Origin of the sequence: Kitasatospora sp. NPDC101801, from assembly GCF_044766665.1 — a bacterium.
Taxonomy (GTDB): domain Bacteria; phylum Actinomycetota; class Actinomycetes; order Streptomycetales; family Streptomycetaceae; genus Kitasatospora.
In genome coordinates this window covers 139,814-152,249 of the sequence record NZ_JBIWML010000003.1, presented here as the reverse complement: position 1 = coordinate 152,249, position 12,436 = coordinate 139,814, and the positions used below count along the sequence as shown (strand labels likewise).

Genomic DNA, 12,436 nt, shown 5'->3' with positions numbered 1-12,436 from the left:
CGCTACGGCGCCGCCACCGGCGGAACGGCAGCGGGCCGCACCACGCCCGCCACCGGCATCCGCTGAAGGGACGTCAGCCGGACCACCGTGCCCGGACGGGGTGCGTGCACCACCAGGCCGTCGCCCACGTACAGGCCGACGTGGGTCGCCTCGGCGAAGTAGATCACCAGGTCGCCGGGGCGCAGCGGGGCACCGGTGGGCACCCGGGGGAGCTGCGCCCACTGTTCCTGGCTGGTCCGGGGGATGGTCACCCCGGCGGCGTCCCAGGCCCGCGAGGTCAGCCCGGAGCAGTCGAACTCGGCTGGCCCGGTGGCGCCCCAGACGTACGGGCTGCCCAGGTGGGCGAGGGCGTAGGCCACCGCGCGGTGGGCGGTCGGGTCGGCCTGCAGGTCGGCGGGGAGCGTGCCCTGGTACAGGCCCGGGCGCCAGCTGCCGTCGCCGAAGCGGGTCGCGAGGTCGCCGCGGAGCTCGCCCTGCCGGTGCGTCAGGTCGCCCCGGCCGGCCTCCGTCCGGCGGACCTCGTCGGCGGCGGCCGCGTCGGCGGTGCGGGCGGCGTCCGCCAGCTGGGCCCGGGCCTGGCGCACCTCCTCGGCCTCGCGGTAGCGGCGGGCCAGCGCGTCGGCGCTGAGCCGCTCGTCGCGCCAGCGCTCCAGGCTCTCCTCCGGCGTCGAGCTCAGGAAGGTGGCGAGGCGGGTCAGGCCGCCCTGCATGTACTGGGCCTGGGCCAGGCCGTTGAGCAGGTCGCCCAGCATCTCCTGGCGGACCCGGCCGGCTTCCGCGAGCTGCTCGGCGGCGACGGCGTCCTGGTGCAGGCGGGCGGAGTCCGCCTGCAGGGCGGGCAGCCGCAGGTCGGCCTGCTGGATGGCGACGGCGGTGTCCACCCACTCCCGGACGGTCTCCGCCGAGGGCGCGGGCCCGGGCGCGGCCACCGGGGCCGGCGCCCCGTCCGGTCCGAGCGGCCCGGTCGCCGGGAGGAGTTCCTCCGCCGCGACCGGGCCGCCCGCACTGGCCGGGGGGTCCGGCAGCGGCCGGGCGGACGCCGAGGCGCAGCCGAGCACGGCGGACGAGCCGAGGACGATCGCGATGATCAGGCCCGCCGCCGTGCCACTTCGTCGGTGAGTGCGAGTAGTGGAGGTCACCCGTACCAAGGAGTCAGAACAACGGCCGGTCGGGCCGGAGGGACACCTGCTAGTCCCCCGGCCGGGGGACCTCCGCTGGGCCGTCCGGCCCCGAGGGGGTGTGACCGCGGGTCAGCTCCGCGGCTCGCCGATGTTGACCAGCCAGGTGATGCCGAAGCGGTCCGTGCACATGCCGAAGACGTCGCCCCACATCTGCTTCTCCAACGCGACCGAGACCGTCCCGCTGCCGGACAGCTCGGCCCAGTAGCCGCGCAGCTCGTCGGCGTCGTCCCCGCTCACGCTCACCGAGATGTTGTCACCGGGCTGGTAGGACATACCAGGCGGGGTGTCGGCGGCCATCAGGGTGAAGCCGCGGTCGGTCTCCAGCATGCCGTGCATGACCTTGTCCGCGATGTCGCCGCCCTGGCCGAACTCGCCGAAGGTGTTCACCGTCAGGGTGCCGCCGAAGACCTCCCGGTAGAACTCCAGGGCCTGGCGGGCCGTGCCGTCGAAGCTGATGTACGGATTGAGTCGAGAAGGCATGATGTCCCTTTCGTGTCGTTATGCCGTACCTCGAAGACTAGGAGAGCACTCCGCCCAGGGCCACGACCACGGGCCGGGCGACCCGACGACCGGACGGTCCGTCAGTTCCTGGAGCGGAGGGTGGTCAGTCGATGCAGAACTCGTTGCCCTCGATGTCCAGCATCGGGATGCAGGAGTCGGTGCCGTCGTACAGGGTCCGCACGTGCACCGCGCCGAGGGGGACCAGGCGGGCGCGCTCGGCCTCCAGGGCGGCGAGGCGTTCCTCGCCGACGAGGCCGGTGCCGACCCGGACGTCCAGGTGCACGCGGTTCTTGGCGGCCTTGCCCTCGGGGACGCGTTGGAAGTAGAGGCGCGGGCCGACGCCGGAGGGGTCGGTGCAGGCGAACCACGCGTCCCGCCGCTCGGGCGGCTGTGCGTGCTGGTAGTCGTCCCAGGTGGCGAAGCCCTCCGGGGGCGGCGGGACGACGTAGCCCAGGACCTCGCACCAGAAGCGGGCGAGGCGTTCGGGTTCCGCGCAGTCGAAGGTGACCTGGAATTTCTTGATCGTCGGCATCGGCGGACCCTATCAACAGCGCGGACCGGGGGAGTACGCCGCGCGCCCGAGGTGAGTACCGGTACTCAGGCCGACGGCGGTGGTGGTCCGGGAGGATGGGGTGACCGCCCGCCCGACGCGACGAAGGACTCCCGCCATGCTCAGCCGGATCGCCAGTGCGTTGGTACCCGTCCTCGGCCGACTGTCCGTCAGCTCGGAGGTGGCGGGGCCGGTCGCGCCGGGCAGCATCGTGGTGGCCAACCACAGCTCGCTCGCCGACCCGGGGGTGGTGCTGGCCGCGCTGCGGCGGGTGGGCACCGAGCCGGTGGTGATGGCGGCCGCCGGGCTGTGGCGGGTGCCCGGGCTCGGTGGGGTGCTGCGGGCCGGCGGACACATCCCGGTCCGGCGCGGTTCGGCCCGGGCGGCCGAAGCCCTGGATGCCGCCGCCACCGCCCTTGCCGAGGGCCGGGTGGTGCTGATCTACGGCGAGGGCGGGCTGCCGAAGCGCCGGGACTCCCGGGACGCCGCGCCGGTCGCGTTCCGGACCGGGTTGGCCCGGCTCGCGGCGGCGAGTGGTGCTCCCGTGGTGCCGCTCGGCCAGTGCGGCGCCCGCCGGCTCAGCTCGGGCGGCACGGCCAAGCAGGTGGCCGGCTTCGCCACCGCCCCGCTGCGCCGCCCCAGCCTGCACGTGCACCTCGGTGCCCCGATCCGGCTGGCGGGCGACACCTCCGAGGCGACGGCGACCGCCCACCTGGCCGTCACCAGGGCCTGGCGCACTGCGGAACAGCGGCTGCCCGACCGGTCGGTGGGGTAGGTCAGTCCTCGACGGGCGAGAGCTCGGCCATCTCGGACCACCCCTCGGAGGGCGTGTCGACGTAGATGATCTGCGGCTTGGTGGCGATGGTCTTCGGCAGGACGGCCATCGCGGTCCTGAAGTGGTCGGAGTTCACGTGCACCGTGCCCGCGTCGGCGGACTCGAACGCCTCCAACAGGACGTACTGGTCGGGGTTCTCGACACTGCGGGACCACTCGAAGAAGACGTTGCCCGGCTCCGCGCGGGTGGCCCGGGTGAACGCCTCGACCTGCGACATCCAGCTGTCGCTGTACTCGGGCCGGGCGGTGAACTTGACGGTGATCAGGATCATGCGGTTCTTCCTCCGAACGGGACGGGGCGGGGACATGCCCGACCCGAGCCTAGCCAAGGGTGCGGGGCGGGCGGTCTGTTCGTCTGTCGTCCGACCGTGCGACCTCCGACGGGTGGGCATGTGCCGGAAGTGTGTGCCTCGGGCCGTGTTGCTGACGCAGTGCGGTCATTCCGCTACGGTGACGGCACACGTGAATCGCCGGAAGGGCGGAGAGTCCATGAGTGGACAGGACGCGGGATCGGGCGGCGGGACGTCGCGGCCGAAGGTCCGCCCGGCGTGCGGCGGCTCCGGGGCGTGGGTCTGATGCGCCCGGTGTTCGAGTGCCTGGAGTGCGGCGCCCACTACCTGCCGCCCGAGGACCTGCGCTACGGCGACGGCACACCGGCGAGTCCGGTGTGGTGCAGCCCCTGCCAGGTGGTGATGGCCCGGCGCGGAGTCGCCGAGCCGAAGCCGGCCGCGATGCTCGCGCTGGTCGCCGCCCGGCAGGCGCTGACCGCCGCCACCGCGGCGCAGGCTGCCAGGACCGAGGCCCCCACGGTGGACGTACGGCCGACCCGGCCCGCCCGGACGAAGCGCTCCACGGCCGGCCCGACCCGGGCCCGGGGACGCTCCCGGCTCCGCTGACCCGTCGTCCGTTCCACGGGTCTCGCGGTACCGGAATCTGCTGCGGACGGCCGTCGGACATCTGTACGATCGCTGCCCTGGTGACCCGGTCCGGTCGCCCGGCGGTCCGTCAGAGGCCGCGACTCCCACCAGTGTCCAGGAACCGATTCCCTTGTCGAACGACACCGGCGAACCGTCCGCCGCCGTGCCCGCCGCCCCGCCGCCGTCCGCCGACCCGTTCGCGGCTCCGGCCCCCGGGCCGGCCGACCGGCCGTCGGCCGACCGTACGGCTGAGCAGAGTTGGAGCGGTTTCGCCGTCACCGCTTTCGTCCTCGGCCTGGTCGGATTCGTCCTCCCGCTGTGGGCGTTCTCGGCCGGGTTCGCCGTCGCGGCGCTGCGCCGCAGGAAGCGGCGGCCCCAGCGCGGCTTCGGTCTGGCGGTCACCAGCCTGGTGCTCGCGGTGGGTCAGTTCCTGGCGACCGTCGCGCTGGTGCTGCTGGTCCTGGCGGTCCACACCCAGCTGACGGCCGGTCCGGAGCGCGGGCCCGACGGCCGGCCGCTGGCGGCCGGCCCGGCCGGTGAGTGGTACCTCCGGGCGGGGGACTGCATCAGGGAGCAGCTCGACCAGCAGCCGGACATGTCCACCGACGTCACGGTGGTCCCGTGCGACGAACCGCACCGCACGGAGATCTACGCGGCGGTCGGCATCCCCGGTGGCCTCGCCTACCCCGGCGAACAGGCCGTCGCCGAAGCCTCGCAGACGGTCTGCGACGAGAAGTTGGACACCGAGCCCCGCGCCCTCATGATGCAGTCGGACAGCGCCGTCGGGTCCTACATCTTCCCGCAGGCCGCCGGTTGGTGGCTGGCCCACGACCACGAGACACTCTGCTTCTTCTCCACCTCCGAGGAGTGGTCGGGCGACCTCTGACGGTCAAGCAGGTGCGGGGCACGGACAGTTGGGTAATCGTTCACGGGAGGACCACCTCCCGGGGGTGAGCCATTCGGCCGGGGCCGGGAGCCTCGGGGCGCCCCTGACGCATCAACCCTGGGACGGACATCGTGACCGAATCGCCCGCACACCGGTGGCACCGCAGCCTTCCGCTCCTGCTCGTGGCCGGGCTGGCGCTGGCCGCCGGCACCCTGACGGCGGGTCCGGCCCACGCGGCCCCGGCGGACGACATCCGCATCAACGAGGTGGTCACCACCGGCGACGTGAACGACTCGGTGGAGCTGTACAACAAGGGCACCGCCACGGTCGACGTCTCGGGCTGGATCCTCAAGGACGACGACAACGGGTCCAAGTACAAGATCGCCTCGGGCACCAGCCTGGCCCCGGGCGCGTTCCGGGCGTTCGACGTGCACGGCTCGTTCGGGCTGGGCTCGGCGGACAAGGCGCGGCTGTACCTGGCGGACGGCAGCACCCAGGTGGACAGCTTCAGCTGGAGCAGCCACTCCGCCCCGTCCTGGTCCCGCTGTGCCGACGGCACCGGCGCGTTCAAGTCGGCCGCGCTGACGCTCGGCGCCCCGAACGCCTGCGGCGGCAGCGGTGGGAGCACCACGCCGGTGGCCTGGCCGGGCAGCAGCTCGGTGACGACCGCCGACGCCTCGAACGTCTTCGGCGAGGACCTGAGCGGCCTCTACCAGGAGGGCGCCGTGTTGTGGGGCGCGCAGAACTCCGGGAAGCTCTGGCGCCTGGTCGGCAACGGCTCCGGGGGATGGAAGCCGGACACCGCGAACGGGTGGTCGGCGGGCAAGACGCTGCGCTTCCCGGGCGGTTCGGGCTCCGCCGACAGCGAGGGCGTCACGCTCACCGGCGCCGGTGCCACCGGCGGGGTGTTCGTGGCCAGTGAGCGCAACGGCGACGTGTCCGGCACCAGCCGGCTGTCGGTGCTGCGGTACGACGTCAGCGGGACGGCCACCTCGCTGACCGCCACCCGGGAGTGGAACCTCACCTCCGACCTCCCGGCGGTGGGCTCCAACGCGGGCTTCGAGGCGATCACCTGGGTCCCCGACAGCTACCTGACCGGCGCGGGCTTCAAGGACGCTTCCACCGGCGCCGCGTACAACCCGGCCGGCTACGGCGCGCACACGGGCGGGGTGTTCTTCGTCGGCGTCGAGGGCACCGGCGCGGTGCACGGCTACGTCCTGCTGGAGGGCGGCGGCTACACCCGGGTCGCCACCGTCGCCAGTGGCATGAGCGGCGTCATGGAGCTGCAGTGGGAGCCGCAGGCCGCCCGCCTTTGGGTGGTCTGTGACGACACCTGCAGCGGCCAGCACCGCACCATGCAGGTGAACTCCGCCGGGGCCTTCGCGGCCACCGCCGTCTACAACCGCCCCAGCGGCATGGCCAACCTGAACAACGAGGGCTTCTCGGTGGCCGGTGCCGCCGAGTGCGTGGGCGGCTCCAAGCCCGTGTACTGGTCCGACGACAGCAACACCGGCGGCCACGCGCTGCGCAAGGGCAGCATCACCTGCTGAACCGCCCGGCCCGATCCCCCACTGCGGCCCCGCCCCGACCGGGACGGGGCCGCAGTGCTGCCCGGGAACGGCGCGGGGGCGACCCTGCGTGCCCGATTGTCCGTGCGAGCCGCTAGCTTTTCCGCATCACCGCACGGAGTGTCCGATTCCCTCCGGCTCTGCGGTGGTTCTTGACGACTTGTACGAGACCGAGGTGGGGACCGATGGGCTGGTTGGCGGCGGGCGAAGGGTACGAAGTTGCCCTGGTGGAGGGCCGGGTGACGGCACGTTCGACGGGGGGCCGGGGCGCGCGGCAGTTGAAGACGCTGCCCAAGGCGGTGCGCGAGCACCCCGAGACCGACCGGCTGCGGCGGTTCGCCGAGTGGCTGGACCGGCACGCCGCCTCGTGTGTCGCCCAGGTGGACACCTGGATGGTGTCCTCGCTGCCGGTCCCGTCCGGCCTGCTGGCCCGGGTCTGGCCGGACGAGGCGTGGCAGGCCGCGCTGCGCGACCTGGTGGTGGTCGGCACCGACCCGGACGAGGTCGGCTTCCTCCGGGACGCGACCGCCGACGGTGAACTCCGGCTGGTCGACCTGGACGGCGAGACCGTCCGGATCTCGCCCGCCACGGTGACCTTCCCGCACCCCGTCCTGCTCCCCGACCTCGACGACCTGCGCGAGTTCGCGGCCGAGCTCGGCCTGGTCCAGGGCGTCGAGCAGATCCACCGGGCCACCTGGCTGCGGCCCGCCGAACTCGCCGAGAACACGGTCGAGGTGAAGGACTTCGCCGGCGGCCGCTACCCCTCGCGGTTCGGCCTGGCCGCCCGCGCCTCGGCGCTCGGCTACCGGGTCTCCGGCGGCTACGCGACCTCCCGGGTGCGGGACGGCGGCGGCACCGTCGAGGCGCACGTGTGGATCGGCGAACCGTACTGGGACGGCGACTCCGAGACCGGCGGGCTGAGCTGGCACGACCAGGACGGCCGGGCGATCCCGCTGGCCGGGGTCGGGCCGGTCGCCTGGTCGGAGGGGATGCGGATGGCCGCGGCGCTGTACGCCGGGCGCACCGTCGAGGAGGGCAAGGGCGCATGAGCGAGGACACCAGGGGAGAGACGGCGGAGATGACGGAGCACCAGGCGGCCGAACTGCTGCTGGCCGGCGCGGTGCTGCCGCCCGGCACCGAGGGCGCGGGCGAGCGGGCCGTGCCGCTCACCGCGCGCAGCTACCGCCACCCCGGCCTGGACGACCGGATCGTGGTCCGGCTGGTGGCCGGGGAGCTCGGCGCCGCCGAGGACCTCGCGGTCGGCTACCTCGGCCTCCAGCCGGCCGCCGGGCCGGCCGAGGTCGGGCTCGGTCTGCGGCAGGCGCTCGGCTTCCCCGAGTGGGTGCTCGCGCACCACCCGGCGGACGGCCACCACGCGCTGGGCATCATGCCCGAGCTGGAGCGGATCGCCCGGCAGGCGAAGTCCAAGCCGAAGGCCGCGCTGGACGCCTACCAGGAGCTGGCCGGGCGGTTGAGCGCCGCCGTGCCGCACTTCCTGCCGACCTACTACGAGCAGGCCGGCCGGGTCTTCCTCGGCCTGGAGAACGCCACCTACGCCGCGCAGCTGTTCAGCAAGGCCCGCCGGGCCGAGGCGCAGCACGGCCTGACGCTCGACGAGGACCGGCTGGACGCGGTCTTCCTGGAGTTCGCGCTGGCCGGCGCACTGCCCGTCAAGGTGCTGAGCGGGTACGGAAAGGAGCTCGCCGCCCGGGTGCCGGCCCAGGAGGCGTTCGAGCGGTTCCGGCTGCTCTGCGTGCGCCGTACGGCGGGCGGGCTCCAGCCGTCCGCGCAGATGGCGACCGACCTGCGGAAGCTGGCCCGGGCGGCGGGCACCGACCCGGACGCCGCCGAGGGCGCGTACCTGGCCGAACTGCTCACCCTGCCCGCCACCCTGCGGGCGGCCGGCGGCTGGTGGAAGAGCCACCGGCCCGCGCTGGTCTCGCTGGCCCGGCGCGACGCCGCCGTCCGGGGGCAGCTGCTCGACCTGATGCCGACCGGCGACGACCGCGAACTGCCCGGCCTGTGGGTGGAGATCCTCACCGAGTCCGGCGCGGACGCCGGTCTGTGCGGCGGGGCGGCGGAGCGGCCCGCCGACGGCAGCGCGGGTTGGTACGGCCGGTTCACCGCCTGGCGCGACCGGGGCTGGCGGCGCCCGCCGCGGATCCTCGCGCTGTACCCGCTGGTGGACCGGATGGCCGAGCAGCTGCGGGCCGAACTCGCGCGCTCCGGCGGGGCGTTGCCGATCGTCGAGGCCGACGTCGACCTGCTCGACCAGCTGCTCACACTGGGCCTGCCGGTGGCCGATCCCGGGGAGCGCGCGGTGCTCGGCCTGGAGGACTGGGCCCAGGACGAGGAGGGGCGCCGGGACCTGCTCGCGGTGGAGGCCGACCCACGGTTCCGGCCGGCCTTCCGGCACGGTGTGCAGCGGATCTCCGACGACCACGAGGGCCGGATCGCGCTCGGCGTGCTGGTCCGCTCCCCGGGCGGCCGCCCGATGCTCGCCGAGTGGATGGCGCAGGTGGCCGGGGAGTCGGCGGCCGCCGGTCTGCCCGGCCTGCCGGACGCGCTGTCCCGGCTGCGCCGGCTGCCGGGCGAGGTGCTGGCGCTGGCCGAGCCGGAGGTCCGCGCGGCGACCGGCTTCGACCTGTCGCAGACCCTGGCCCGCACCCTGCGCGGCGGCATCCTGGACGAGCTCGGCTGGCCCGCCTGGGACGAGGCGGCGGCAACCCTGGTGCCCCGTAAGGACGTCGACGAGATCGTGGTCGCCGACGCCTGGCCGCACCTGATCGCGGCCGGCCCCGCGCAGGCCCGGGTGCTCGGCGCCGAGGGCACCGTGCTCACCCACGACCTGCGCATCCCCGCCGGTGACTTCAGGGGCAACGACACCGGGTTCCTGTACGTGGACGGCTCGCTGCTGGTGCAGTGGAACTCGCAGAGCAACCAGTACCGGGCCACCGGCTACTGGCACACCGCCGCCGACCGGACGTTCACCATGCCGGAGAGCACCACCATCCGGGGTATGCGCACCACCTACCTGGGCTCGATGCGCAGCTTCGGCCTGCCGCTGGCGGGCGGCGGCCTGACCACCGGCGAGGGCGTCGTGCACGTCGGCGACACCGCACTGCCGGGCGACCGGCAGGTGATCAGTGACGGCACCTCGTTCTGGGTCTGGGCCGACCCGGGCGGCGAGGACCCGTACACCTGGCTGGAGTACGACCCGGCGACGGGTGCCCTGGGCCGGGCCTCGCTGCCCGCCTTCCTGGCCGACGCGCTGCGCGGCGCCCCGGCGGGGAGCATCTTCCAGAACGGCTGGGTGCTGCCCGCCCCCGACGGTGTCGACGGTCCCGGCGCGGCCCCGGTCGGCGGCCTGCTCGGCTGGCGCATCGTCAAGCACCCCGACGGCACCCGCCGGGGCGAGGACCTGGCCGGGAACGCCGTCACCGTGCCCGCCGACGCGGACGCGCCCAACCGGCTGCTGATCTTCCCGGGTGCCGACCGCCCGACCGCCGTGGTCCGGAGCAGCTACCGGGTCCGGCTGTACGACGCGGACGGCACCGTCACCGCCGAGGCCCGGACGGACGACACCCCCGGCACCTTCGCCGAGGGCACCCTGATCCTGCCGCCGGTGCGCTACTGGCACTTCCTGCGCCCGCGCGACCTGGCGGGTTCGCTCGCGCTGCGCGGGCTGGACGCGGGCACGGCCGCCGCGCTGCTCAAGGCGGGCGTCGCGGCCGCCGTCGAGCGGCCGGCCGAGCTGACCGCCGCGGTGGCCGCGCTGCTGCCCGAGGTCACCGACCAGGCGCTGCTGACGGGCATCGTCGGCGTGGTGCGGTACGCGGCCGCCCAGCAGACGGTGCTCGACTCGGTCGCCACCCGGCTGGCCGAGGAACTCGCGGGTGGCGGCACGGCGGTGGCGCCGACCGGTCCGGACGACCGGACGCTGCACACCGCGCTGAGCGGCGTCGGCGCACTGGGCCACTGGTGGGGCAACGCGATCAGCCACCACATCGCCGGGCAGCTGGCCCTGCTGGCCGAGGCCGCGCAGCCCGACGCCCCGGCCGCCCCGGCGGGCCGCCTGCACGTGGACGGAACGGCGCTGCCCTACGGCGGGATCGGCTGGGAGGCGCTGCCCGGCCTGGCCGAGCTCGCCGCCCTGCGCACCGCCTCGGCGATCGTCCCGGCGGAGGAGCGCGAGACGCTGGCCTGGTGCGCGCGGACCTTCGACGCGCTCGGCCTGGCCGGGGCGGCCCCGTCCTGGCGCAAGGTCAGGGTGCACCTGGCGGGCCGTCACCTGCTCGGCACCGACGGCAAGTACCGCGACGGCGAGCGGGACGCGCTGCTGGCACTGGGCGAGGGGGCGTTCCTGCTGTTCGTGGACTCCGACTCGGCCCAGGACGGCGACACCGTGTCGACCGTGCTGTTCCACGACCCGTCAGGCCGCTTTGAGGTGCCCGCGCCGTACACCGTCGGGTCGGTCGAGACGCTGGGCGGCGAGGACACGACCGGGCGGGTGGCCGCGCTGCTCGCCGAGGCCGCCGAGTGCGGCCCGGCGCCCTGGCACCCCGAGGCGGCCGAGCGGTTCGCCGAACTCACCGGCGTCACCCCCACGATGGCCGCCCTGGTCACCGCCGGGCTGCCGCAGGTGGACGTGCGTGACCGGAACTTCCTGCCCGCCGACACCCGGGCCGCCCTCGGCCTCAAGGTCGCGGACGCCGCCGTCGCCCGCGACGAACTGCGGGCGCTGCCGAGCGCGACCCGCAAGCGCCTGGTGGCCGCGCTGCTGCCGGCCGACCCGACCGCCCTGTGGGAGCACGGTCCTGACACCGCCTCGGCCGCCGAGGTGTGGAACACCACCGTCGGCCGCCGGGTGGCCGTCCCGGAGGCCCTGCTCGGCGACGCCGCCAAGGCGCTGCGGATCTCCTGGACGCCCAACCAGGCCGTCCCGGCCGTGCTCGACCCGGCGCAGTCGGCCGAGCTGGGCCGCGATCTGGACTGGACGGTGCGCCGCGACCGCTGCGTGCCCGTGGAGGAGGGGCAGACCGGCTTCACCGCCACCACCCTGACCGGCGCGGTGGCGACGGCCGCCTGGCTGGCGCACCGGCTGCCGGCCGGTGACCCGCTGCGCGCCTCGCTCCCGGCGGCCCTGGCGGCCGTCCGGGCCCGGCTGGCCAACCCCGGACTGATCCTCGACCTGGGCCGGTACGTCAACCTGACCGCGTTCCGGAAGGTGGCCGGCACCCCCACCGAGACCGGCGAGGGCTACGAGCGGTACGGCGCCGTGCTGATGGCCACCCACGACGACCAGCCCGCACCCGGCATCCGCACCAGCCTGCTGGACACGGCCGGCCAGGACCCCTACCTGGCGGCGCTCCGGGGGAGCGACGACGAGCCGTTCCCGGCCGAGGCCGCGCTGCGGGTGGCCGCCTCGGACGCCTTCGCCGCGCTGCTCGCCGACCCGGGCGAGCCGGTGGCGGGGGAGCGGGACGCGGACGGCACCTGGTGGCCGCAGGACCCGTCCCGTTCGGTGCCCGGCCTGGTCGCCGAGGCGGCGGCCGCCCACGGCCTGGGCGCGGACGCCGCCACGCTGTACCTGATGCTGCTGGCGCTGCCCGACCCGACCGACCGCAACACCGCCCGGTGGACGGGCTGGAAGCCGGCCAGGCTGAAGGCCGCGCGGGCCGAGCTCGCCGCCGGTGACCTGGTGGTCCCGGCGGCCCGGACCAGGGCCGGGCGCTCGCTGTTCCTGCCCGGCGGCTGGACGGAGCTGCGCTCCCCGCACCTGCCGCTGGAGACCTGGAAGGTGCCGATGCTCGGCGAGTTCGCCGCCGCGGGCACCCCGCTGGGCACCGTGGTCCCGGCCGAGCCGGTCGCCGCGCTGTTCCGCCGGGCCTGGCAGCGGGTGCTCGACGGCGACCCGCCGTGCTTCGCGGAGCTCAAGGTCAAGCGCGTCCGGCGCCGCTGACCCGCCGTCAGCCGGGGTGCGACAGCCGTCGCACCCC

General features: G+C 75.0%; 10 protein-coding genes. 6 read left to right on the top strand and 4 right to left on the bottom strand.

All coding sequences use genetic code 11. The features are described 5' to 3' along the window. Positions 1 to 2: 2 nt before the first annotated feature. The 3 genes from ACIRPK_RS06920 to ACIRPK_RS06910 form a co-directional block, all read right to left on the bottom strand. The gene (locus ACIRPK_RS06920; protein WP_403034074.1) at positions 3 to 1,139 is read right to left on the bottom strand and encodes a C40 family peptidase; all 1,137 of its coding nucleotides are present in this window, start codon (positions 1,137 to 1,139) and stop codon (positions 3 to 5) included. A gap of 111 nt (positions 1,140 to 1,250) precedes the next feature. Continuing rightward, positions 1,251 to 1,661, bottom strand: coding sequence for a VOC family protein (locus ACIRPK_RS06915; RefSeq protein ID WP_403034073.1), 411 nt, complete (start codon positions 1,659 to 1,661; stop codon positions 1,251 to 1,253). 124 nt (positions 1,662 to 1,785) lie between these two features. Then, entirely contained in the window at positions 1,786 to 2,214 is a 429-nt protein-coding gene (locus tag ACIRPK_RS06910) for a VOC family protein (RefSeq protein WP_403034070.1), read from the bottom strand. Positions 2,215 to 2,350: 136 nt separating this feature from the next. Here ACIRPK_RS06910 and ACIRPK_RS06905 point away from each other — a divergent pair, with 136 nt between their 5' ends. Beyond that, positions 2,351 to 3,007 (top strand): lysophospholipid acyltransferase family protein, encoded by a 657-nt coding sequence (locus tag ACIRPK_RS06905; RefSeq protein WP_403034068.1) that lies wholly within the window; start codon positions 2,351 to 2,353, stop codon positions 3,005 to 3,007. 1 nt (position 3,008) lies between these two features. On the opposite strand, the gene ACIRPK_RS06900 is transcribed toward ACIRPK_RS06905, so the two are convergent. Continuing rightward, entirely contained in the window at positions 3,009 to 3,338 is a 330-nt protein-coding gene (locus tag ACIRPK_RS06900) for a putative quinol monooxygenase (RefSeq protein ID WP_403034066.1), read from the bottom strand. A gap of 276 nt (positions 3,339 to 3,614) precedes the next feature. On the opposite strand from ACIRPK_RS06900, the gene ACIRPK_RS06895 reads away from it, so the two are divergent. The 5 genes from ACIRPK_RS06895 to ACIRPK_RS06875 all read left to right on the top strand — a co-directional run bounded on the left by ACIRPK_RS06895 (position 3,615) and on the right by ACIRPK_RS06875 (position 12,399). Then, positions 3,615 to 3,962 carry a hypothetical protein gene (locus ACIRPK_RS06895; RefSeq protein ID WP_403034063.1) on the top strand — a complete coding sequence of 116 codons (348 nt, stop codon included), beginning with the start codon at positions 3,615 to 3,617 and terminating at the stop codon, positions 3,960 to 3,962. 151 nt (positions 3,963 to 4,113) lie between these two features. Continuing rightward, the gene (locus ACIRPK_RS06890) at positions 4,114 to 4,869 is read left to right on the top strand and encodes a hypothetical protein (RefSeq protein WP_403034061.1); all 756 of its coding nucleotides are present in this window, start codon (positions 4,114 to 4,116) and stop codon (positions 4,867 to 4,869) included. 131 nt (positions 4,870 to 5,000) lie between these two features. Next, positions 5,001 to 6,419: a lamin tail domain-containing protein gene (locus tag ACIRPK_RS06885; RefSeq protein ID WP_403034058.1), complete on the top strand. Its 1,419-nt coding sequence runs from the start codon at positions 5,001 to 5,003 to the stop codon at positions 6,417 to 6,419. Between the two features lie 203 nt (positions 6,420 to 6,622). Next, a complete protein-coding gene (locus ACIRPK_RS06880) occupies positions 6,623 to 7,486 on the top strand; it encodes a DUF4132 domain-containing protein (protein WP_403034056.1) in 864 nt (287 codons plus the stop codon). Continuing rightward, entirely contained in the window at positions 7,483 to 12,399 is a 4,917-nt protein-coding gene (locus tag ACIRPK_RS06875) for a DNA-binding protein (protein WP_403034053.1), read from the top strand. The genes ACIRPK_RS06880 and ACIRPK_RS06875 overlap by 4 nt, the downstream gene beginning before the upstream one ends. Positions 12,400 to 12,436 lie beyond the last annotated feature (37 nt).